This window comes from Pseudoxanthomonas mexicana, from assembly GCF_010093385.1.
Classification (GTDB): domain Bacteria; phylum Pseudomonadota; class Gammaproteobacteria; order Xanthomonadales; family Xanthomonadaceae; genus Pseudoxanthomonas_A; species Pseudoxanthomonas_A mexicana.
This window is the reverse complement of sequence record NZ_PDWV01000002.1, coordinates 61,451-82,818: the sequence shown is the minus strand read 5'-3', so window position 1 is coordinate 82,818 and position 21,368 is coordinate 61,451. Positions and strand designations below refer to the sequence as shown.

General features: G+C 70.1%; 20 protein-coding genes, 1 pseudogene and 1 riboswitch. Of the genes and pseudogenes, 5 read left to right on the top strand and 16 right to left on the bottom strand.

What is annotated here, in order from left to right:
• Positions 1–16: 16 nt before the first annotated feature.
• Genes CSC76_RS01340 through CSC76_RS01330 form a run of 3 tightly spaced genes read right to left on the bottom strand, consistent with a single transcriptional unit; the run spans position 17 to position 1,972 of the window.
• A complete protein-coding gene (locus tag CSC76_RS01340; protein WP_162108260.1) occupies positions 17–652 on the bottom strand; it encodes a hypothetical protein in 636 nt (211 codons plus the stop codon).
• A 16-nt stretch (positions 653–668) separates the two neighbouring features.
• Positions 669–1,331 carry a PspA/IM30 family protein gene (locus tag CSC76_RS01335; RefSeq protein ID WP_162108259.1) on the bottom strand — a complete coding sequence of 221 codons (663 nt, stop codon included), beginning with the start codon at positions 1,329–1,331 and terminating at the stop codon, positions 669–671.
• Complete coding sequence (locus CSC76_RS01330) at positions 1,331–1,972, bottom strand: YjfI family protein (RefSeq protein WP_162108258.1); 642 nt, start codon at positions 1,970–1,972, stop codon at positions 1,331–1,333. The genes CSC76_RS01335 and CSC76_RS01330 overlap by 1 nt, the downstream gene beginning before the upstream one ends.
• Before the next feature lie 251 nt (positions 1,973–2,223).
• On the opposite strand from CSC76_RS01330, the gene CSC76_RS01325 reads away from it, so the two are divergent.
• Complete coding sequence (locus CSC76_RS01325) at positions 2,224–3,309, top strand: glycerophosphodiester phosphodiesterase (protein ID WP_162108257.1); 1,086 nt, start codon at positions 2,224–2,226, stop codon at positions 3,307–3,309.
• Positions 3,310–3,316: 7 nt separating this feature from the next.
• Here CSC76_RS01325 and fabB read toward each other — a convergent pair whose 3' ends face one another.
• Together fabB and fabA are read right to left on the bottom strand one after the other, a co-directional pair.
• The gene (gene fabB / locus CSC76_RS01320) at positions 3,317–4,525 is read right to left on the bottom strand and encodes a beta-ketoacyl-ACP synthase I (RefSeq protein ID WP_162108256.1); all 1,209 of its coding nucleotides are present in this window, start codon (positions 4,523–4,525) and stop codon (positions 3,317–3,319) included.
• Positions 4,525–5,040, bottom strand: a complete 516-nt coding sequence (gene fabA, locus CSC76_RS01315) for a 3-hydroxyacyl-[acyl-carrier-protein] dehydratase FabA (protein ID WP_162108255.1) — start codon at positions 5,038–5,040, stop codon at positions 4,525–4,527. The genes fabB and fabA overlap by 1 nt, the downstream gene beginning before the upstream one ends.
• Positions 5,041–5,255: 215 nt before the next feature.
• Here fabA and dinB point away from each other — a divergent pair, with 215 nt between their 5' ends.
• Complete coding sequence (gene dinB, locus CSC76_RS01310; protein ID WP_162108254.1) at positions 5,256–6,326, top strand: DNA polymerase IV; 1,071 nt, start codon at positions 5,256–5,258, stop codon at positions 6,324–6,326.
• A 122-nt stretch (positions 6,327–6,448) separates the two neighbouring features.
• A complete protein-coding gene (locus CSC76_RS01305) occupies positions 6,449–6,925 on the top strand; it encodes a hypothetical protein (protein ID WP_162108253.1) in 477 nt (158 codons plus the stop codon).
• Between the two features lie 46 nt (positions 6,926–6,971).
• Here the strand turns inward: CSC76_RS01305 and btuB are convergent, their stop codons facing one another.
• The 3 genes and pseudogenes from btuB to CSC76_RS01290 form a co-directional block, all read right to left on the bottom strand.
• Positions 6,972–8,840 carry a TonB-dependent vitamin B12 receptor gene (gene btuB / locus CSC76_RS01300; RefSeq protein ID WP_162108252.1) on the bottom strand — a complete coding sequence of 623 codons (1,869 nt, stop codon included), beginning with the start codon at positions 8,838–8,840 and terminating at the stop codon, positions 6,972–6,974.
• A 119-nt stretch (positions 8,841–8,959) separates the two neighbouring features.
• A riboswitch (cobalamin riboswitch) is annotated at positions 8,960–9,181 on the bottom strand.
• A 156-nt stretch (positions 9,182–9,337) separates the two neighbouring features.
• Positions 9,338–9,661, bottom strand: a pseudogene (locus CSC76_RS01295) (TfoX/Sxy family protein); the annotation flags it as partial.
• The gene (locus CSC76_RS01290; protein ID WP_162108251.1) at positions 9,658–10,143 is read right to left on the bottom strand and encodes a GAF domain-containing protein; all 486 of its coding nucleotides are present in this window, start codon (positions 10,141–10,143) and stop codon (positions 9,658–9,660) included. The pseudogene CSC76_RS01295 and the gene CSC76_RS01290, both read right to left, overlap by 4 nt.
• A gap of 119 nt (positions 10,144–10,262) precedes the next feature.
• On the opposite strand from CSC76_RS01290, the gene bioD reads away from it, so the two are divergent.
• Positions 10,263–10,931 carry a dethiobiotin synthase gene (gene bioD / locus CSC76_RS01285; RefSeq protein WP_162108342.1) on the top strand — a complete coding sequence of 223 codons (669 nt, stop codon included), beginning with the start codon at positions 10,263–10,265 and terminating at the stop codon, positions 10,929–10,931.
• Between the two features lie 135 nt (positions 10,932–11,066).
• Here bioD and CSC76_RS01280 read toward each other — a convergent pair whose 3' ends face one another.
• From CSC76_RS01280 to CSC76_RS01270, 3 genes are all read right to left on the bottom strand, one after another.
• Positions 11,067–11,459 (bottom strand): phasin family protein, encoded by a 393-nt coding sequence (locus CSC76_RS01280; protein WP_162108250.1) that lies wholly within the window; start codon positions 11,457–11,459, stop codon positions 11,067–11,069.
• Between the two features lie 157 nt (positions 11,460–11,616).
• Positions 11,617–11,973: a 6-carboxytetrahydropterin synthase QueD gene (gene queD / locus CSC76_RS01275; protein ID WP_162108249.1), complete on the bottom strand. Its 357-nt coding sequence runs from the start codon at positions 11,971–11,973 to the stop codon at positions 11,617–11,619.
• A gap of 63 nt (positions 11,974–12,036) precedes the next feature.
• On the bottom strand, positions 12,037–13,398 hold the full coding sequence (locus tag CSC76_RS01270; protein WP_162108248.1) for a DEAD/DEAH box helicase: 1,362 nt from the start codon (positions 13,396–13,398) through the stop codon (positions 12,037–12,039).
• 400 nt (positions 13,399–13,798) lie between these two features.
• On the opposite strand from CSC76_RS01270, the gene CSC76_RS01265 reads away from it, so the two are divergent.
• The gene (locus CSC76_RS01265) at positions 13,799–14,563 is read left to right on the top strand and encodes a Crp/Fnr family transcriptional regulator (RefSeq protein WP_162108247.1); all 765 of its coding nucleotides are present in this window, start codon (positions 13,799–13,801) and stop codon (positions 14,561–14,563) included.
• Positions 14,564–14,726: 163 nt separating this feature from the next.
• On the opposite strand, the gene cydC is transcribed toward CSC76_RS01265, so the two are convergent.
• The 5 genes from cydC to CSC76_RS01240 are packed head-to-tail and all read right to left on the bottom strand — an operon-like array spanning position 14,727 to position 21,366.
• Positions 14,727–16,394 (bottom strand): thiol reductant ABC exporter subunit CydC, encoded by a 1,668-nt coding sequence (gene cydC, locus CSC76_RS01260; RefSeq protein WP_238394841.1) that lies wholly within the window; start codon positions 16,392–16,394, stop codon positions 14,727–14,729.
• A gap of 2 nt (positions 16,395–16,396) precedes the next feature.
• Entirely contained in the window at positions 16,397–18,073 is a 1,677-nt protein-coding gene (cydD, locus tag CSC76_RS01255) for a thiol reductant ABC exporter subunit CydD (RefSeq protein ID WP_238394832.1), read from the bottom strand.
• 11 nt (positions 18,074–18,084) lie between these two features.
• Positions 18,085–18,810 (bottom strand): sulfite exporter TauE/SafE family protein, encoded by a 726-nt coding sequence (locus CSC76_RS01250; protein ID WP_162108245.1) that lies wholly within the window; start codon positions 18,808–18,810, stop codon positions 18,085–18,087.
• A complete protein-coding gene (gene ccoS, locus CSC76_RS01245; RefSeq protein ID WP_162108244.1) occupies positions 18,800–18,994 on the bottom strand; it encodes a cbb3-type cytochrome oxidase assembly protein CcoS in 195 nt (64 codons plus the stop codon). The genes CSC76_RS01250 and ccoS overlap by 11 nt, the downstream gene beginning before the upstream one ends.
• On the bottom strand, positions 18,991–21,366 hold the full coding sequence (locus CSC76_RS01240; RefSeq protein WP_162108243.1) for a heavy metal translocating P-type ATPase: 2,376 nt from the start codon (positions 21,364–21,366) through the stop codon (positions 18,991–18,993). Before CSC76_RS01240 ends, ccoS begins: the two co-directional genes overlap by 4 nt.
• Positions 21,367–21,368: the final 2 nt, after the last annotated feature.

Below are 21,368 nucleotides of genomic sequence, written 5' to 3'. Positions count from 1 at the left end.
TAGACGGCGCGGGTGCTTACTGCTGGTGGAAGGCGGTTTCGGACATGACGCGGTAGGTGTTGTCGGACTCCAGGTGCTCGATCAGCACGACGCGGTCGCCGCGCGCCAGGCGTTCGCCCGGCAGCGTGCGGACCTGCAGGATCAGGCCGACGCCGCCGTCGTCGAACTGGGCGCGCCCCGTGTCGGCATCGGCGTACGGCGAGATCACCGCGCCGGCGCGACCGAGCACGGACGGCGGCACCGGGGGGCGCAGGTGTGCGATCACGGCGGCCAGCGGGCGCAGCAGCAGCGACGTCACCAGCGCACCGGGCAACAGTGCGACGATCAGTGTGCCTGCACCGCCGATCCAGCGCAGGCCGTCCGGCAGGTGCTGCAACAGGAACAGGTGCGCGAAGTAGGTGATCAGCCAGCCGAAGAAGGACAGGACCGTCAGGACCAGCATCATCGGCACGCCGGACAGGCCAAGCCTGGCCACCATGCCGGCCACCACGTTGGGTTCGGCCGTGTCGCCGTCGGTGGTCAGCCAGCCATCGACCGCGTCGAAATCGACAATGCCCGTGGCCGCCAGCAACCAGTACACCGTGCAGAACGCGAGCAGCACGCTGTACACCAGCGTGGGAAAGGTCAGGACGGTGTTCAGGAACTCGGTCATCGTGGCTCCCCCAGATTCAGCGCTTGCGCGCGGACGATGTGATGCGTTTGCGTGCGCGGTCCAGCACGGCCTGTGCCGGATCGTCGGCGGTCTTGCGGTGCTTGCGCTGGCCCGTGACGCTTGTCCCCTCAATGGGCGCACGGCGTTGTTTCATGCGCGCCGCGGAGGCGAACGCGGGCTCCGGATACAGTGCATCGCCGGGCTGGCGCCGCGCCACCGTTGCCTGCGCGCGCTGCAGGCGGTTGGACGCGCGCAGGATATCCAACTGGTGTTTCAGTCGGCGCAGGCGGCCCTCGAGCTGTTCGACCACGTGCGCGAACTGGCGCTCCTGCGTGCCCAGCACATGACCCTCGTGCATCCGCTGGCTGCGTTCGGCCTCCAGGTGGACGACCTGGTCCGCGGCCGTGCGCGCCTGCGTCGCGCGTCCCTGCTTCAGCGCGGTTTCCACCCGGGCCTCCGCTTCGCCGATGCGGGCGGTGATGGCGGCCTGGTGCTGCTCGTTGGCCACGCGCCGCGCCTTCGCCGCCGCATGCTCGCCGCGTGCGCCGTGCAGGGCGTCATCGATGGCGCGGATCTCCTCGTCCAGCAAGCGTTCGGCACGGTCGCCCAGTACCGCATCGGCGACGCCTTCCATGCCTTCCTGGATGCGCTTGAACAGGGTCTTCAGCGTGTCGGGCATCAGGCCTTCCTCCGCGTAGCCGTCCGCAGGAAGGGGCGATAGGCCTCTGTGGCGCTGATGACGTTCTCGGCCAGCGTCTCGATCTCGAACATCACATTGGCGAGGCTTGAGTGCGTATCCAGCGCGCCGAACATGGTGTAGCCCGCCACGCCGCCTATACGCTGCAAACCGATCGTCGAGAGAGGCAGCAGCACGTGGGTGCTGAGCACGTGGGCGTTGAACGCCGCCACGTCGGTGACGTCCTCGACCGGCCACAGGTAGGCCTCCACCAGGATCTGCTCGCCGCCCACGGCAAGGAACACCGACAGGTCGCCGTACTCGTGCATCACCAGATGCAGACTGGGCTCCGCGCCCTCGATGGTCTCCAGGCTGATCCGGCCGTCGCGCACGGTGCTGGCTTGCTGCAGGGCATGGCGGATGGCGGCGACGGTCCAGCCGGCTTCGGCGGGCTGGGTCGGCAGGTAAGGGATGCCAGCGTCGCGCTCGGCGTCGCGCATCGATTTCTCGATGGCGGCCAGCTCTTCGGCGTACTCGGGTCGGATCCACACGTCCTTCTTCACCAGGCCCTGCTCGCGCATGCGCTCCCGGTAGTTGCGGACATGCAACGTGGAGGCCTTGATCGCGGGACGGGTGGCTGTCATGAAATGAAAGCTATTGCTTACATGTAATGTTTGTCAAGCGGCGATGCGGCACCGACGGCAGGGGGGCTGGCGCTGTCGTCATGACGCGCCGGTGACGCCTGTCTCCCGCCTGTAACACGCGGCCTGCACAATCCTCTCCGCAACGAGGCACCTCTCTCCTCCCGCGTTGCACCAAAGCCCGGCCCTGCCGGGCTTTGCGCTTTCCGGGCTGCACCGCGCCCGTGGCATGCTGACACCATGAGGACCACTCGATGCCGTTCCGCACGTTGCTGCCGCTCCTGATGGTCCTCGGGCCACCGGTGCCTGCCATCGCCGACGAACCGCCGGGGCGCCCCGTCGTGATCGCGCATCGGGGCGCGAGCGCGGTGCTGCCGGAGCACACGCTGGCGGCCTATGCGCGCGCCATCGAGGACGGTGCGGACTTTATCGAGCCGGATCTGGTCGCCACCCGCGACGGTGTGCTGGTCGCGCGGCACGAGAACGAGATCGGCGGCACCACCGATGTCGCGCAGCGGCCGGATTTCGCCGCCCGCAAGCGCCGGCAGGTGATCGATGGGGAGGCGTTCGAAGGCTGGTTCACCGAAGACTTCACCCTGGCCGAGTTGAAGACCCTGCGCGCACGCGAGCGATTGCCCGGACTGCGTGGCACCGCACACGACGGGCGATATGAAATTGCGACGCTGGACGAGATCATCGCGCTGGCGTCGGAGCACGCCGCGCACACCGGTCGCAGGATCGGCCTGATTCCCGAGATCAAGCATCCCAGCCACTTCCGGCGCATCGGCCTGCCGATGGAGGAACGCCTGCTGCAGGCACTGGAGGGGCACGCGTGTACGCGCGAAGTGCCGGTGGTGATCCAGTCGTTCGAACAGGCGAACCTGCGCGAGCTGCGCAGGCACCTTGGGCCTTCGCACCGGAACATCCGCCTGCTGCAGTTGCTGGGTCCGGCGGACACGCAGCCGGGCGATGCGCTGGCGGCGGGAAAGCCGACACGCTACGCAGACCTGATGACGCCCGAGGGGTTGCAGGACATCGCCGGCTATGCCGACATCATCGGGCCGTGGACGCGTCAGCTGATCCCGGTGACGGAGGACGGCGCACTGGGGACGCCGACGCCATTGATGGCGGATGCGCGCAGGGCGGGCCTTCAGGTGTGGCCATATACCTTCCGGCCGGAGAACCAGTTCCTGCCCGCCGCCCTGCAGGAAGGCGGCGACCCGAGCACGCGCAACGAGGCGGGAGCGCTTGTCGAGATCCGCGTGTATCTCGCGCTGGGGATCGGCGGCTTCTTCACCGACGATCCCGCACTGGGGCGGCGCGCGGTGGGCGCGCGCTGAACCTCACTCAGACCCGGCCGAACACCAGGCTGGCGTTGGTGCCGCCGAAACCGAAGCTGTTGGACATCACCGTGTCGAGCGTGGCGTCGCGGCTCGCCTGCACGATGGGGAAGCCCGTCGCGCCTTCATCCAGCGTCTCGATGTTGGCCGACCCCGCGATGAAGCCGTCGCGCATCATCAGCAGGCAGTAGATCGCCTCGTGCACGCTGGCGGCGCCCAGCGAGTGGCCGGACAGCGCCTTGGTGGAGGAGATCGGCGGCAGCGTGTCGCCGAGCGCGGTGCGGATCGCCTCGAGTTCGATGATGTCGCCCAGCGGGGTGGAGGTGCCGTGGGTGTTGAGGTAGTCCAAGGGCCGGGAGACGCCTTCCAGCGCCATCTGCATGCAGCGCACGGCACCTTCGCCGGACGGCGCCACCATGTCGGCGCCGTCGGAGGTCACGCCGTAGCCCAGCAGCTCGGCATGGATGCGCGCGCCGCGCTTCACCGCGTGGTCGTAGCCCTCGAGCACCAGCATGCCGCCGCCACCGGCGATGACGAAGCCGTCGCGGTCCGCATCGTACGGGCGCGAGGCGTGGGTCGGGTCGTCGTTGCGCTTGCTGGACAGCGCGCCCATGGCGTCGAACATCATCGTCAGCGCCCAGTGCAGTTCCTCGCCGCCGCCGGCGAACATGATGTCCTGGCGGCCGGCGCGGATCATGTCCGCCGCCGCGCCGATGCAGGGCGCTGAGGTCGCGCAGGCGGCGGAGATCGAATAGCTCACGCCCTTGATCTTGAACGCGGTGGCCAGCGTCGCCGACACCGTGGAGCACATCGTGCGCGGGACCATGTACGGCCCGACCTTGCGGATGCCTCGGTTGCGCAGCAGGTCGGCAGCTTCGATCTGCCATTCCGCCGAACCGCCACCGGAACCGGCGATCAGGCCGGTGCGCGGCTGGCTGACCAGCGCCTCGTCCAGGCCGGCATCGGCGATCGCATCGCGCAGGGCGATGTGCGCGAACGCGGCGGCATCGCCCATGAAGCGCTTCTGCTTGCGGTCGATCTGCGCCTCAAGGTCGATCTCCGGCGCGCCGCCCACCTGGCTGCGGAAGCCGAGTTCGGCGTACTGCGGGATATGGCGGATGCCCGAACGGCCTTCACGCAGCGCGGCCGACACGGTATCCGCATCGTTGCCCAGGCAGGAGGTGATGCCCAGGCCGGTGATGACGACGCGACGCATCAGAAGCTCTCCGTCGAGGTGAACAGGCCCACGCGCAGATCCCGCGCGGTGTAGATCTCGCGGCCGTCCACGAGCATGCGGCCGTCGGCCACGGCCAGCACCAGCTTGCGGTTGACCACGCGGCTGATGTCGATCTCGTAGCTGACGCGCTTGGCGGTGGGCAACACCTGGCCGGTGAACTTCACTTCGCCGGAACCGAGCGCGCGGCCGCGGCCCGGCGCGCCGATCCAGGTCAGGAAGAAGCCGGTCAGCTGCCACATCGCATCCAGGCCCAGGCAGCCGGGCATCACCGGATCGCCGATGAAGTGGCACTTGAAGAACCACAGGTCCGGGTGGATATCCAGTTCCGCACGCACCATGCCCTTGCCGTGCGCGCCCCCGTCCTGGCGGATCTCGGTGATGCGGTCGAACATCAGCATCGGGTCGTTCGGGAGGCGGCCACTGTCGGGGCCGAACAGTTCGCCGCACGCGCTGGCCAGCAGCTGTTCGCGGGAGAAGGAGGCGGGGGCGTTCATGGCGGGGTCCGTTCTGCGAAGCACAAATAATGCACACATGTGCATACGCTTGTCTTGATGCAGATCAACGCGGGTTTTTCCATACGCCGGCGTACCATCGCCATAACCCAATTGCGGCAAGGGTTTGGCGAAGCCTGCCCGCATTCTGCACGCGCATGCGCATCGGATCGGAAAGCCTCCATGCGATCGCGTACGGCGGCCGATATCATCGCGTGATGCGCAAGATCATCCACATCGACATGGACGCGTTCTACGCGTCGGTGGAGCAGCGCGACGATCCGTCGCTGCGCGGACGGCCGGTGGTGGTGGCCTGGCGCGGCGAACGTTCGGTGGTGTGCGCGGCATCCTACGAAGCGCGCGTGTTCGGCGTGCGCTCGGCAATGCCGGCCGTGCGCGCGGAGCGGCTGTGTCCGCAGGCGGTGTTCGTGCCGCCGGACTTCGCACGCTACAAGGCGGTGTCGCGACAGGTGCGCGAGATCTTCCTGCGTCATACCGACCTGGTCGAACCGCTGTCGCTGGACGAAGCCTATCTGGACGTCACCGCGCCGAAGTCCGACCTGCCGACGGCCACCGCCGTGGCCGAAACCATCCGCGCGCAGATCCGCGAAGAGACGCAGCTCACCGCCTCGGCCGGCGTGGCGCCCAACAAGTTCCTGGCCAAGATCGCGTCGGACTGGCGCAAGCCTGATGGGCAGTTCGTGCTGCGGCCACACCAGGTGGAGGCCTTCCTCACACCGCTGCCGGTGGAGCGCATTCCGGGCGTGGGCAAGGTGATGCAGGGCAAGTTGAATGCGGCCGGCATCCACACCGTAGGCGACCTGCGCATCTTCGACCAGCGCGATCTGGAGCAGCGCTTTGGCAGCTTCGGTGGCAGCCTGTACCGGCGCGCGCGCGGCATCGACGAGCGGCCTGTCGAACCCGAGCAGCCGGTGCAGTCCATCTCCTCCGAAGACACCTTCGCGACCGACCTGCCGCTGTCGGAACTGGAACCGCATATCGTCCGCATCGCGGAGAAGGCCTGGCAGGCCAGCCGCAAGACCGAGCGCGTGGGCCGCACGGTGGTACTGAAGCTGAAGACCGCGCAGTTCCGCATCCTGACCCGCAGTTTCACCCCCGAAGCGCCGCCGGCATCGGCACAGGAGTTCGTCGATATCGCGCTGGCCCTGCGCGAACGCGTGGACCTGCCGGCCTCGACGCGCTACCGGCTGGTCGGCGTGGGCCTGTCCGGCTTCCGTGATCGCGACGAGGTCGCCACCCAGCCAGGGCTGTTCGACACCGTCGTTTGACGTCGGTCACGAGGCCGTTGTGCACGTGGCCGCTGCCCGTTGGCACTCGCTGCGCGCGCCTGCCAGCGCGTCCTGCGCTTCGGCGATAGTCTCGGCGTCGTCAACCCGAGGGGAGGCAGACGATGGATACGATTCGACAGGGTGCGGCGGCCGAGCTGTGGCAGTCGCTGGTGCGCGAGGCCTGCACGCGCTGCGGACAGGCGCTGGACGAGGCGCAGGAGAGCTATCTGGTGTTCGTGCTGTTGCGGCACCAGCGCGACGGACACTTGCTGGTGCGTACGCAGGCGCTGGAGTGGTTGGAGGCGCAGCTGCGCGTGGGCAGCGCACGCAGCGATGCCTTGCGCGATGTCGGCGACCGCTGCCTGCTGATCGCAGGCCTGTTTCCTGCCTTGGCGCAGCGGCGCCGCGTCAGCGTGGAGTACTTCATCGACCTGGGGCGCGGCGCCTACCAGGGCGTGGCCGACAGCGGGCGCAGCGCCTATGCGGACCTGTTCGCGCAGCTGGCATCCACGTATCACCAGCTCGTGCACACGCTGCGGGCGGTACGCGGCGAGCCTGTCGTTTCACTGGGCTTGCATCGGCACGGCATGCTGCATTGAGGGCGCGCGCCGATGACCCGCGGGAGGCGGGTCACCGGCATCCACGTCAGTCCTGCGGCTGGTAGCGCAGGCTCAGGCCGTAGGTGCGGCCGGCCTGGTTGTACCAGGCGACGGTTTCGTAGTCGCGGTCGAACACGTTGCCCACCTTCGCCTGCAGCGTCCACGCCGGCGCGATGGCGTACTCCAGGCGCAGGTCCAGCGTGCTGTAGCCGCCCAGTCGATCGGTATTGGCCAGGTTGTCGTAACGCTCGCCCGCGGCGTTGAACGTCAGACCGGTGCGGACGTCGCCGAACGCGCGGTCCACGTCGATGCGCGCGGTGTTGCGCGGACGACGGGCCAGCAGGTTGTCGTGGTTGGGGCCGGCCGAACGGTTGCGCGGATCGGTATGGCTCAGCTGGGTGGCGATGTCGAAGCCGGCCAGCGTGAAGTCGACAGTGAACTCGGCGCCGCGGATGCGCGCCTCGTCGATGTTGTTGGGCAGGAAGATCTGAGAATCGTAGGAGATCAGCTGGTCCACCTTGTTCTGGTAGACGTTGAACGTCCAGTTCCACGTATCCGCGTACCGCGCGATGCCCAGGTTGACGCTCTCGGATTGTTCCGGCTTCAGGTACGGATTGCCGAAGCCGGGGTAGTACAGGTCGTTGAAGCTCGGGGCCTTGAAGCCGGTGGCCACGCTGGCGGTCAGCTTCAGCCCGTTGCCGAAGCCGAACCCGTAGCCCAGGCTGCCGGTGGTGTGGTTGCCGAACTGCTCGTTGTCGTCGTTGCGGACGCTGGCCTGCAGCTGGTGCGCGCCGAAACGGCCCTGGTACTCGACGAAGCCGGCCAGGTTGTCGCGCCGGGTGACGGCGAACAGGGTGGTGCTTTCCACCCGATCGTCCTGCCAGTCGATGCCCGCAGTCAGCAGCTGGTTCGCGGCCACGGTGAAGTCGCCCTGCGCCGAGGCCACGTAGCGCCGCGTCTGGAAATAGCCGGACTGTATGTCGTCGTGGAAGTCGTTGGACTTGTCGTCGTTGCGGCCCAGGCTCAGCAGCAGGTTGACCTTGTCGCTGGGCGTGTAACGCAGCTTGGTGCCCAGCACCTGCTGCACGGTCTCGGAGCGGTTGGTGAAGCTGCCGTCGAACTCGCTCTTGCCCTCGGCGCGCAGCGCGTTGGCTTCCAATGCCAGCGTATCGGTGAAGGAATAGCCACCGCGCAGGGTGGCCGAGGTGTTGCGGTAGCCATCGCGGTCGGGCTCGTCGGTGAAACAGCCTGCGCCGTCGAACGGGTTCGCGGGATCGCCGCCGGTGCCGCGACAGGCGTTGAAGCCGTCGGTGCGCGTGTACGCCACGTCGGCGCCGAACCAGCCGCGCCCGATGCCGCCGCCGATGCCGGCACTGGCTTCGCGGGTGCTGTCGCTGCCCACGCCGATGCGGACGTTAGGACGCACCTTGCCGGTGTTGCGGCGGGTGAACACCTGGATCACGCCGCCGATCGCTTCCGAGCCCCACAGGCTCGAACGCGGGCCGCGGACGATTTCGACGCGGTCGATCTGGTCGATCGGCAGGTCCTGCAGCGCCGGCAGGCCGGCGGTCGCCGAGCCCATGCGCACGCCGTCCACCAGCACCAGCACGTGATCGGATTCGGCGCCGCGCAGGTTGAGCGTGGTGATCTTGCCGGCGCCGCCCTGGTTGGCGATCGAGATGCCCGCGCGGCCCTGCAGCAGCTCGCCCAGCGAGCGCGCCTGGCTGCGCTGGATCGCGTCGCGGCCGATCACCTGCGCAGGCACCAGGCTGTCTTCGACGGCGACCTCGGTACGCGTGCCGGAGACGACGACCTCGTCGAGATCGGTGGCTTCCTGCGCCTGGGCCGCGAATGGCAGCGCCATCGCGACCGCGAGGGCCAGTAGGGAAGGGGAGGAAAAGGTACGGCTCTGCATCGGAACTGCTCCATCGCGCGCCCCGCGCGCATTGTTCGGCGTGGAGTCGCGATGGAAAGGAATGCGGAGCGGACAGCGCAGGCGAAGCGGCGCGGCACGCCGCGACGCCCTCCGCATCGCAACCAGTGGACTTCCGGGCCGGTCTCCGGGCTTGCGAGCGAGTGCAGGGCACTCCGCCGGGGCGCCTTCCCATGCGTCGTGGACGCACAGTGGCCGATGCCGCGGCTTTCTTCGCCTACCGTTGCGGGGGCAGCGCCGGCATGCCGCCTGAGCGGGTCACCGGCTTCCCGTTTCAACCCTTGGCGGAAACGCCGCGGGTCACCTGAAAGCGCGCGCAGTATACGGGAAGCGTGCGCCATCGTGGCCCAGCGTAGAGCGGAGCTTGCTCCGCTGCCTTGCGGCCTCGGCGGGCATGCGATCTCGCGCAAGCTCGACGCGACGAATGGCGGGGTGCAGTCGTCGCCGCGCGAGTCGAACAGGTTCAGCGAAGGACCTGCGTCCTCTTCCTGCTCGGTATGGGTGGTGGTCACCGGCCCGGCGGCGGGACGGCCCCTTGGGGGCGGCAGCAGCGCGGCGGCGGCATCGTAGGCCACCAGCAGTTCGCCACGACGGGCCTCCGGCAACTGCTGCCAATGGCAGTTCAGCAGGGCGCCTTCCAGCGCATAGAGCAGATTGAGGCTGGGGCGGAACCCCGCCCGCTTGACCCGGATGAAGGCCTCCACCGCGCCTACCGACTCCAGATCCTCCTGCGTGCGCAGGCCGACCTGGCGGAGCCAGGCGGCGGATTTGGGGCCGATGTTGCGCAGCTTGGTGCCTGTCATGTCAACGAATCCAGAAAAATGGCGGCGATGCGCTCCATGCCCGCCTGGTCGTCGGCATCGAAGCGCGCCAGGCGCGGGCTGTCGAGGTCGAGCACGCCGACCAGGTCATCCCCCCTCACCAGCGGGACCACCAGTTCCGAGCGCGAGGCGGAATCGCAGGCGATGTGGCCCGGGAAGGCGTCCACGTCGTCCACGCGCTGGGTCTGGCGGGTGCGTGCGGCGGCTCCACAGACCCCCTTGTCCAACGGGATCCGCACGCAGGCTGGTAAGCCTTGGAACGGACCGACCACCAATTCCCGGCCATCGAAGAAGTAGAAGCCCACCCAATTGAAGTCGGGCAGGGCGTGGTAGATCAGCGCGGCGAGGTTGGCGGCGTTGGCGATCCGGTCCGGTTCGCCGGCCAACAGGGCGCGGGCCTGGTCGGCGAGCTGTGCGTATTGTTCCGGCTTGCTGCCGGTGAGCGTCTGGGAGGCGAATGACATGGGCTCGATTCTACCCCGCGGGTCCGATGGCGGCCGGATTATCATCGTCGCCGTGAACCGGCATGCCCAACAACGATGATGGCCTTACCGAGTGGCGCTCTTGCGCCTGCAGGACCGTGATGGACCGCGTGTTCATCACCGGCACCGATACCGGCGTGGGCAAGACCGTCGCGAGCGCGGCGCTGCTGCATGCGCTCCGCGCACGCGGCCTGCGTGCGGTGGGCATGAAGCCCGTCGCCAGCGGCTGCGAACGCGCGCCCGAGGGGTGGCGCAACGAGGATGCGCTGGCCCTGCAGGCGGCCAGCGATCCGCGGCCGCCCTACGATGACGTCAATCCCTACGCGCTGCCCGCACCGCTGGCGCCGGAGATCGCCGCGCGCGATGCCGGCGTGGACGTGCAACTGGGCGTGCTGGTGTCCGCGTTCGAGCGCCTGCATCCTCTGGCCGACATGGTGCTGGTGGAAGGCGTCGGCGGCTGGGCCGCCCCGCTGACCGCCACCCTCGACCAGCGCCACCTCGTGCAGGAACTGCGTCTGCCGGTGGTGCTGGTGGTGGGCATGCGGCTGGGCTGCATCAACCATGCGCGGCTCAGCGCGCGCGCCATCCAGGAAGACGGCGCACGCCTGGTGGGCTGGATCGCCAACGAAGTCGATCCGGCGATGGCGCGTCGCGACGAGAACTTCGCCCTGCTCTCGGCGCGCATGCCGGTGCCGTGCTGGGGACGGTTGCCGCATGCGCCGGACATCGACGCCGGACAACTCAGCCGGCACATCGCGATTCCCCTGTAGAGGGGCCCGAAGGCCCTCCAGGAAAACTGCGCGCAATAAAAAACCCGGCAGCGTGGGGGCTGCCGGGTCGGGTTTGCGCGGAGGGAGGGGAGGGCCGCGCAATAACCGGTTGAAGCGAGCTTGGTTGAAGCGCGCTTACTTGGCCTTCGCGGCCTTGGTCGCCTTGGCCACCGAGGCCTGGACGCTGTCGGTCGCGCTCTCGAACTGGCTCTTCACCAGTTGGCCGAAGGCTTCGCCGGTCTTGAGGCTCAGGCCGAACACTTCCTGGCTGGCGGCGACGACGCGCTCGGCGTTGTCCTTGGCCACCTGCAGGCCCTTCGGCCACAGGTTCTTGTAGCCGTCGAGGTCGCGGGTCTCGGCCAGCTCGCCGAAGAAGGCGGTGGTGGCGTCGATGTTCTTCTCGAACGTCTTCAGCTGCACGCCGAACACGGTCTCGGCGCTTTCCAGGGCCAGGCGGTTGGCGCGCGAGGCGGCCGCAGCGAACTGGTGCGTGAACTGGCTGAAGCTTTCGTTGAATTGCGCGTTCATGGCGTGCTCCTGAAAGGGGAATCCCGTTTGTTGCGTCGCAGCATAAGCGGATCGATGTTGCAATGCAATAATCGCCGTATGGAAATCCGACGAACGGTCAGGAGCCGTTACAAATCAAGCGCTTGTAAGAGGTGGTATGAAACCGGTTCCATCTCTCTCAGGGGCCGGTATAGCGGCAGCCGGAGGTGCAGGTTTCGTGCACCACGATGGCGCTCAGCAACGGCAGCAGCGGCTTGGCCTGGTCCCAGATCCACTGCGCCAGCTGCTCGCTGGTCGGGTTTTCAAGGCCGGGGATGTCGTTGAGGTAGTGGTGGTCCAGCCGCTCGTAGATGGGCTTGAAGGCCGCCTTCACGTCGGCGAAGTCCATCACCCAGCCGGCCTGCGGATCGACCGGGCCGGACAGGTGCAGCTCGATGCGGAACGAATGCCCGTGCAGGCGCGCGCACTTGTGGCCTTCCGGCACGTGCGGCAGGCGGTGGGCGGCTTCGACGGTGAAGACCTTGAAGATGTCCATGCGGCGGTTCCTGGAGCGGGGAGGCGCGCGGCACCTGCACAGGTGCCGCGCGCAAGGGACAGCTTAGCGGGCCGGGCGCGACTGGCCCTGGCGGGCACCGCCGGAACGGCCGCCGTCACGGCGCTGGCCGCCGTGCTTCTTCGGCCCGGCGTGCGCATGCCGCGGTGCGTCGCCGTGCGGACGGCGCGCGTGCTTCTGCGGGCCGTTGCGGCGCGGGGTGCGCTCGCCGCCCGGCAGCTCGGCCTTGCCCGGCGCGCTGTTGCCCCAGCGGATCGGCGTCTGCGGCTCGAAGCCGGGCACGTCGCGCAGGTCCATGTCGCGGTTGAGCAGGCGGACGATGGCGCGCAGGTACTTGGCTTCGTCCTGCGCCACCAGCGAGATCGCCTGGCCGGTCGAGCCGTTGCGGCCGGTGCGGCCGATGCGGTGCACGTAGTCCTCGGCCACCATCGGCAGATCGAAGTTGATCACCTGCGGCAGCTGGTCGATGTCGATGCCGCGCGCGGCGATGTCGGTGGCGACCAGCACGTTGATGCGGCCGGCCTTGAAGTCGCTGAGCGCGCGCTGGCGGGCGCCCTGCGACTTGTTGCCGTGGATCGCCGCGGTCTTGATGCCGCTCTTCTCCAGGAACGTCGCCAGCTTGTCGCTGCCGTGCTTGGTACGGGCGAACACCAGCGTCTGCAGGCGGCTGTCCTGCGCCAGCAGGTGCAGCAGCAGGTCGCGCTTGCGGCTGCCGTCCACCGGGTGCACGCGGTGGGTGATGGTTTCGGCGACGGTGTTGCGCGGGGTCACCTGGATCTGCTTCGGCTCGCGCATGAACTCCAGCGCCAGCTCGCGGATCGGGTCGGCGAAGGTGGCCGAGAACAGCATGGTCTGGCGGTTCTGCCTGGGCAGCTTGGCCAGGATGCGCTTGATCGAGGGCAGGAAGCCCATGTCGAGCATGCGGTCGGCTTCGTCCAGCACCAGGATCTCGATGCCCGACAGGTCCACGCTGCGGCGCTCGAGGTGGTCGATCAGGCGGCCCGGGCAGGCGATCACCAGGTCCACGCCACGGCGCAGCGCATCCAGCTGGTTGCCCATGCCGACGCCGCCGTAGATGGTGGTGCTGGGGATGCGCAGGTACTTGCCGTAGCCCCGCAGGCTGTCGTGCACCTGCACGGCCAGCTCGCGGGTCGGCGTCAGCACCAGGGCGCGCGGCCTGCGCGGGGCGCCGCGCTGGACTTCCTGCGGGGTGGTGGCCAGGTACTGGATCAGCGGCAGGCCGAAGGCGGCGGTCTTGCCGGTGCCGGTCTGTGCGCCGGCCAGCAGGTCGTGGCCCTCCAGGGCCAGCGGAATGGCCTGCTCCTGGATGGGGGTGGGCTGGGTGTAGCCCTGTTCGTCCAGCGCGCGCAGCAGGGCGGGCGCAAGGCCAAGGGTTTCAAACGTCATGGGTAAGGCTCCAATGGCGGCCGACCGGACGCGTGCGCCGTCGCCACACGCGGGTGTGGCGGCGCATGCACGCGGAATGCGGGACTGGCCGTGACTCGAAGCGTTCCCTGAAACCGCGCTGCGAGAAGGGGTGCGGCGGCGCCAAAACGGCGCGACCGAGCTTGCGCAACGAAAGAAGTCGGAGCGGGGCGGGCGCGGGAAACCAGAGCGGATTCCCGGCGCCGGCGGACCATCGGGGAAACGAACGGCCGCAGGCAAGCGGCGCGCACTGTAACCGAATCCGGGCCTGAATGGGGGAACGGCGCCTGAAAGCCCCGGGTCCGCGACCGATTGTCGCAGCCGGTAAATACGTGACGCGGGGGCGTATCATGGCCGCCGAAGACCCACGTAGCCGACCGCCATGAGCCTTCGCATCCTCCGCCAGAACGACGCTCCGGTGCCCACCGCGCCCGGCGACGGCGTGGTGTGCCAGGTCGCGCGCGGCTGCAGTGGGTGCCTGGTCCGGCACCTGGCCGTGTGCGCCGCCCTGCCGGTGGAGAAGGCGCATGCGATGGAAGCGCTGGCCGACGATGTCCGCCTGGTGGCCGGCGAACCGCTGGTGCGCGAAGGCAAAGCCCGGCGCGGCGTGTTCACCGTGACCAAGGGCGCGCTGCGCCGCATCCGCCTGCTGCCCGACGGGCGCCGGTTGGTGGCCGGCTTCCTGATGCCGGGCGACTTCATCGGTTTTTCGGGCACCTCGCACTACAAGCACACCATCGAAGCCATCACCGACAGCACCCTGTGCGAGTTCTCGATGGCCGACATGCGCGGCCTGTGCCAGGAGCACCCGCAACTGGAGCGCGAACTGCTGGAGCGCGCCTGCGTGGAACTGGACGCCACCCGCGGCAACCTGATGTCGCTCGCACGTCTCAACCCGATGGAGCGTCTGGCCGGCTTCCTGGTCGACATGGCCCAGCGCCGTCGTCGCCAGGGCCAGGACGACACTGAAGTCATCCTGCCGATGACGCGCACCGACATCGCCGATTATCTGGGCCTGACCGTGGAAACCGTCAGCCGCAGCTTCACCCGCCTGCGCCAGGAAGGCAGCATCGCCACCGACGACCCGCACCACGTGCGCCTGCTCAACCGCAAGCGCCTGGACGCCCTGGCCGAAGCGCGGGCCTGAGGCTCTGCTTTCTGTAGGAGCGACGCGAGTCGTGACCGCAGGCTTGGACAGCACGGATGGGTGATCGGAAAGCGCCGCCTCCGTCGAGTTTTTTACCGGATGGCGCGCGATTGCTTCATTGCTACGGTCGCGACTTACGTCGCTCCTACAAGGAGCGGGGCGCTCATTCTTTGATCAACTTCCCGTCCCGCAGCCGGTAGCGCGTATCCACCACGCCATCCGGCAGCGCCGCATGGCTGATGATCAGCACGCTGCGCCCCCGGGTGACCGCCGCGATGTCGCGCATCAGCGCATCCGCGGTGTCCTGGTCCAGGCCTTCGGTCGGTTCGTCCAGCAGCAGTAGCGGCGCATCGCGCAGCAGGGCGCGCGCCAGCGCCAGGCGGCGCGCCTGGCCGGCCGACAGCGTCGCACCGTTCTCGCCGACCCACGTGTCGAGGCCGGTATCGCGGAAGCGCGTGTCCAGCTTCACCTGCGCCAGTGCCTGCCACAAGCGCGCGTCGTCGGCATCCGGATCGCCGAGCTGCAGGTTCTCGCGCACGCTGCCGGAGAACACCGGCGCGTCCTGCGGCAGCCAGGCGATGCGGGCGTGCCACCGTGCCGCGTCCAGGGTGCGCAGGTCGTCGCCGGCGAAAGACACTCGACCGGACTGTGGCGCGTGCAGTCCCAGCACGAGCGCCAGCAACGACGACTTGCCCTCGCCGCTGTCGCCGGCCACCAGCACGCGCTCGCCCGGCGCAATGCGCAGCTGCGCGCCGTCGAGCACGCGCCGCGTGGTGCCCGGCCAGGCGAATACGATGTCCTGAAGTTCGAGCGCACCGCAGGCTGCCGGTATCCGCGAGCCGTCGGCACCGCTCTGCGCCGCTGGTGCATCCACCACCTGCTGCAGCTGCTGCGCCGCCACCGTCGCCGCGCGCCAGGCCTGCCAGGCGGGCCCGATGGCGGAGCAGGCTTCCAGCACCGCGACAGTCATGAAGAACAGGCCGCCCGCCGCCGCAGCGCCGATGCGTTCCGCCTGCACGGCCGCCACCAGCACCCACAGCATCGTCGGCAGCGTGAACGCGGTGACCAGCCCATGCGCGAGCGTCGCCAGCGCAAGCCGCTGCTTGCGGCGGTCCTCCCAGCGCGCGACCTCGCGGCTGCGCGCATCCAGCGCGGCCAGCCATGCCGCGGTCGCGTCCATCGCCACCAGGTCCTGCTGGCCTTCGATGCCTTCCTGCACGGTGGCGCGCAGGCGGGTGCGGGCCTGCGCCCGCTCGCCTTCGAGGGCGGCGACGCTGCTTGCCGCCAGCCACGGCGCCAGTGCCGCGATCGCTGCCAGCGCGACCAGCAGCACGGTGCCGGCCAGTGGCAGCACGGCCAGCGTCACCGCCGTGGCGAGCAGGCACAGCGACAGCAGCGCGAGCAGTGGGCCGATGGCGCGCACCAGCAAGCCGTCGATTGCGTCGATGTCCGCCATCAGCCGTGCCATCAGGTCGCCGACGCGGAACCGGCCCAGCCCCAGCGGCGCCAGCGGCAGCGCGCGTGCGAAGAACCAGGCGCGCAGGTCGCGCGCGATGCGCAGGGTCACGTCGTGGCCCAGCAGCTTCTCGCCATAGCGCGACAGGATGCGCACGAAGGTCAGTGCGCGGATGCCGGCCGACGGGCCGAAGAAGTTGAAGCCGGCCGCGGCGCTGCCGGCCAGGGCCGCCGCGGTGAGGAAGTGTCCGGACAGCCCCAGCAGTGCGGTGCCCGCCAGCAGCGTCAGCAAGAGCAGGACCACGGCCAGCGTGATGCGCGGACGATGCCTCGCCAGCACGTCGTGCAGCGACGTTGCATCGTCATGCCGATGCAGGCTCACGGCATGCCTCCTTGCGTACGCATGCGACCGTCGTGCACGTGCCAGACCTGCATCATCGCCGCCTGTGCGGCCGGGCTGTGGGTCGCCATCAGCACGCAGCGGCCGCGGGCGAACGTCCGGATCGCCTGCAGCACCGCGGCTTCGGTGTCGGGGTCGAGGAAGGCGGTGGGCTCGTCGAGCAGCAGCAGGTCGGGATCGCGCAGGAACACGCGCGCCAGCGCCACCCGCCGCGCCTCGCCGCCGGACAGTCCGAAGCCGCGTTCGCCGATCACCGTGTCCAGGCCCTCCGGCAGGCGCGATGCGAAGCGCAGCACCTGCGCGGTCTCGGCCGCCTGTTCCAGCTCCGCATCGCGGGCGTCGGGCTTGGCCATGCGCAGGTTGTCGCGCAGGCTGCCGGCGAACAGGAACGGGCGCTGCGGCGCATAGCCGATGCGCAGGCCGGGCGCGTGCCGCAGGGTGCCTGCGTGGAGCGGCAGCCAGCCGGCCAGGGTTTCCAGCAGCGTGCTCTTGCCGTCGCCGCTGGCACCGACCAGGGCGACATGCTGCTCGCGATGCAGGTCCAGCGTGAGGCCGGACAGCACGTCGCGCGCGGCGGCGGGATGGCGCAGCGTGGCATTGCGCACGCTGACGAGCGGCGTTGCGGCGATGGGCGTTCCCCCGCCTGTGTCGTTCGCCACGACAGGCGGTGCGTCGTCCAGCACCAGCGCGATCTCGTCCATCGCCGCCAGGGCCGCGGCGCGGTCGTGGTAGTGCATCGCCAGGCGCCGCAGCGGCGCGTAGAACTCCGGCGCCAGCAGCAGGCAGAACACGCCCATGCCCAGCGTCAGCGGCGCCGCACGCAGGTCCAGCATGCCCAGGTAGGTCAGGCCCAGGTAGAGCGCGATCATCGCCACGCTGAGCGAGGCGAAGAACTCCAGCACTGCTGACGACAGGAGGGCGATGCGCAGCACGCGCAGGCTGCGCACGCGCAGTTCCTCGGCCGCCGCGCGGATGCCGTGCAGCTCCGATGCCCCGCGCCCGTACAGGCGGATCAGCCCCAGTCCACGCAGGCGGTCGGCGAAATGCCCGCCCATGCGCGTGAGCGCCTGCAGCTGGCGCTGGCTGGCGGCCTGCGCGCCCCAACCGACCAGCATCATGAAGACCGGCACCAGCGGCATGGTCAGCAGCAGCACCAGGCCGACGGTGCGATCCACGAAGAACACAGCCAAAAGGATCGCCAGCGGCACGCCCACCACGTCCGCCCGCAGGGGCACGAAGCCGCCGAAATAGCCTTCCAGCGCGTCCACGTGCGCGCCCATGCGTTCGGCCAGCGCGCCGCTCTGCTGCGCGCGCACCCAGACAGGCCCGCGTGCGACCAGGCCTCGCGCGATCCGCGCGCGCACGTCGACGCGGATGCGTTCGACGGCGCGGTCGGCGAAACGGCGGCCCGCCCATGCCATGCCTGCGCGCAGCAGCAGCGTTGCCAGCAGGGCGCCGAGCAGTGGCAGCAGCGCGGCGGGCGGGACGGCTTCCACGAACGCGCGCTGCAGGCACAGTGCGATCAGCGCCGCCTGCGGCACCACCAGCACGCCGCCGATCACGCCCAGCGCCGCGGCGGCGCGCAGGGGCGCGCGCGCGACTGCGCCCAATGCCTGCAGGCGCGCCTTCGCCGTCGCGCCGGTCGCTGCGTCCATCGCGTTTCCGCTCACGTCGGCAGCGGCTGGCATCCGAGCGCCGCCAGCACGCCGTGCAAGGCGGGATGCTGCATCAGCCACGGCGAAGCGATCGTCAGCAGCCCGGCCGCCAGCACGAACACGGCGGCCGCGCGCCGCACCGAGGTGCGCTGCCAGTGGCGACCCAGGCGCGCGCCGGACCATGTCAGGGTCACCATCATCGGCAGCGTGCCCAGGCCGAACATCGCCATCGTCAGCGCGGCATCGCGTGCATTGGCCTGCAACCAGGCCACCGTCAGCAGGCTCAGGCTCAGGCCGCACGGCAGCCAGCCCCACAGCGCGCCGGCCAGCAGTCGCCGCGGCACGGTATCGGCCGGCAGCACGCGCGCATGCAGCGGGCGCAGCACCTGCCACACCTTCGCGCCGGGGCGGGCGAGGAAGTCCAGCCGGCCGCGCTGGTCGAGCAGGCGCAGCGCCAGCACCACCAGCGCCAGGCCGACGCCCACGCGCATGGCGAGCACGGCGTTCTGGTGCCGCGCCAACGACAGCAGGCCGCCACCGAAGGCGCCCACCAGCGCGCCGGCCAGCGCGTAGCCGGCGACGCGTCCGAGATTGAGCTGCAGCGCGCTGCCCCAGCCCGGGCGGGACGACATGGCGGAAAAGCCGGTGGCGATCCCGCCGCACATCACGGCGCAGTGCGTGCTGCCCACCAGGCCGGCCAGCAGCGCGGCCAGCAGCACCGGAACATCAGGTCCCATCGTCGCCTTCGCGGAGCGCGGGCGCGGGCGGCGTGGACGGACGCGGCGGTGCGTCGTCCAGGATGTCCAGCGCCGGGGTGTCGAGGTCGTCGAACTGGCCCTTGCGCACCGCCCACGCGAACGCGGCGATGGCCAGGCCCAGCAGGACCAGGCTGATCGGCAACAGCATCAGCAGGATGTTCATGCCGCCATCTCCGTGGAGGTGCGCGCCAGCCGCAGCGCATTGAGGGTGACCACCAGCGAGGATACCGCCATGCCCAGCGCCGCGATCCAGGGCGTGACCATGCCCGCCGCCGCCAGCGGTACCGCCAGCAGGTTGTAGCCGGCCGACCAGGCCAGGTTCTGCTTCACCAGCCGCCGCGACAGGCGCGCCACGCGCACGGCATCGGCGATGCGCAGCAGCGAGGGGCCGGTGGCGACCAGGTCCGCCGCCTGCTGCGCCAGCGGCGCGCCTTCGCCCATCGCGATGGACACGTCGGCGCCCGCCAGCACCGGCGCATCGTTCAGGCCGTCGCCGACCATGGCGACGATGCGGCCTTCGACCTGCAGCCGGCGCACGGCCGCCAGCTTGTCCTCCGGCGACTGCCGGGCGTGCGCGGACGTGATGCCCAGTGCGTGCGCGAGCCGGCGGACCGCGCCCTCGCCATCGCCGCTGGCCAGGTGGATGGCCAGCCCCTGGCCGCGCAGCGCCGCGATCGTCGCGGCAGCATCGTCGCGCGGCTTCTCGGTCAGGGTGAACCGGGCCACGCCACGCGCGCCATCGCCCAGCCACAAGGTGCCGTCGTCCTCGCGGCCGGCCGCCCAGTCGCCGCGTCCGAAGCGCCAGTGGCGCCCGTCGATGTCGCCTTCCACGCCCTGGCCCGGCCGTGCCACCACGGCCTGCGCCGGGGCATGCGTGGCGATGTCGGCGAAGGCCGACGCGATGGGATGGCCGCTGTCCTTTTCCAGTGCGGCGACGATGCGGGCTGCGGCGTCCGCGTCCAGGCCATCGAACACCTCCACCGCGACGCAGGCCGGGCGGCCATCGCTGAGCGTGCCGGTCTTGTCGAACACCATGTCGGTCGCGCGCGCCAGCGTGTCCAGCGCCTCGGGCCGCGTGGCCAGCACGCCGCAGCGCGCCAGCGCGCCATGCGCGGCGGCGAGCACCGCCGGCACCGACAGCGACAGGGCGCAGGGGCAACTGATCACCAGCAACGCGAGCGTTACTTCGAATGCGCGCTCGGGCTGGTACATCCGCCAGCCGGCATAGACGCAGGCCGCCAGCACCAGCAACGACAGCACGAAGTGGCGGCCCACGCGGTCGGCCAACTGCGCCATCGGCGGTCGGTGGCCCTGCGCGCGGTCGACCAGTTCGGCCAGCTGCGACAGCCGTGTGCCGGTGCCGGTGGCGGTGACGCGCACGCGGGCCGGCCGTTCGCGGCAGGTGGTGCCGGCGTAGACGGTGTCGCCGGCGTGGCGGCGCACGGGCCGCGATTCGCCGGTCAGTAGCGCTTCCTCGAAGTCGGCCGCGCCGTCGAGCAGCACGCCGTCGGCCGGCACGCCATCACCCGCGGACACGCAGACCACATCGTCCACCCGCAGCGCGGACGGCGGCACCGATTCGCGCGTGCCGTCGTCGCATTCGCGGATCGCGAACACCGGCTGCGCCCGTGCCAGTGCATCCACCTGCGCGGTGGCCACGTTGCGTGCGCGCTGCTCCAGCATGCGCGCGGCCAGCAGCAGGAACACGAACATCACCGCCGCGTCGTACCACACGTGGGTGCCGCCGCGGATCGTCTCCACCAGGCTGGCGAAGTAGGCCAGCAGGGTGGAGCCGGCGATCAGCGTGTCCATGCCCACGTGGCGCGCGCGCAGTTCGCGCGCCATGCCGGCGAGGAACGGCCAGCCGCTGTAGAACACCACCGGCGTGCTGACCAGGAAGGTCAGCCAGCGGAACATGTCGCGCGTGGGTACCGGCATCGTCGCGTTGACATCCAGGTACAGCGCCTCGGCCAGCATCATCGCCTGCAGCGAACCCAGGCCGGCCACGCCGAGCCGCAGCAGCCAGCGGCGGCGATCGGAAAGCCGCTTCTGCTCGCGCGCCTCGCCGGTGGCGAGGTAGGGCCGGTAGCCCAGCATCGCCAGCCGCTGCAACAGGGCCGACAGTCTGGTGCGCGCCGGATCCCAGGCGATGCGGATGCGGCCGGTGACCGCGTTGGCGGTGGTGTCGAGTACGCCGGCTTCGCGTGCGAGGGCGCGGTCGATCAGCCAGGCGCAGGCGGCGCAGCGCATGCCGTCGGTGAGCAGCACGATCTCGCGACCGCCATCGACAACGCGGCTGTGCTGGTCCAGCAGTTCGCTGCGGTCCCAGCTGTCCAGGTCCAGGCGGTCGGCCTGCACGCGGTTGGCGTTGGCGCTGCGCAGCCGGTAGTAGCTGCCCAGGTCCGCTTCCTCGATCCAGGCCGCCGCCGCGGCGCAGCCGCTGCAGCAGAACGCGTGCCCACCGGCATCGACGCGGTGGGCGGCATCGGCGACCGGCTCACCGCAGTGGTGGCAGGGCACCAGGGGCATGTCCATGC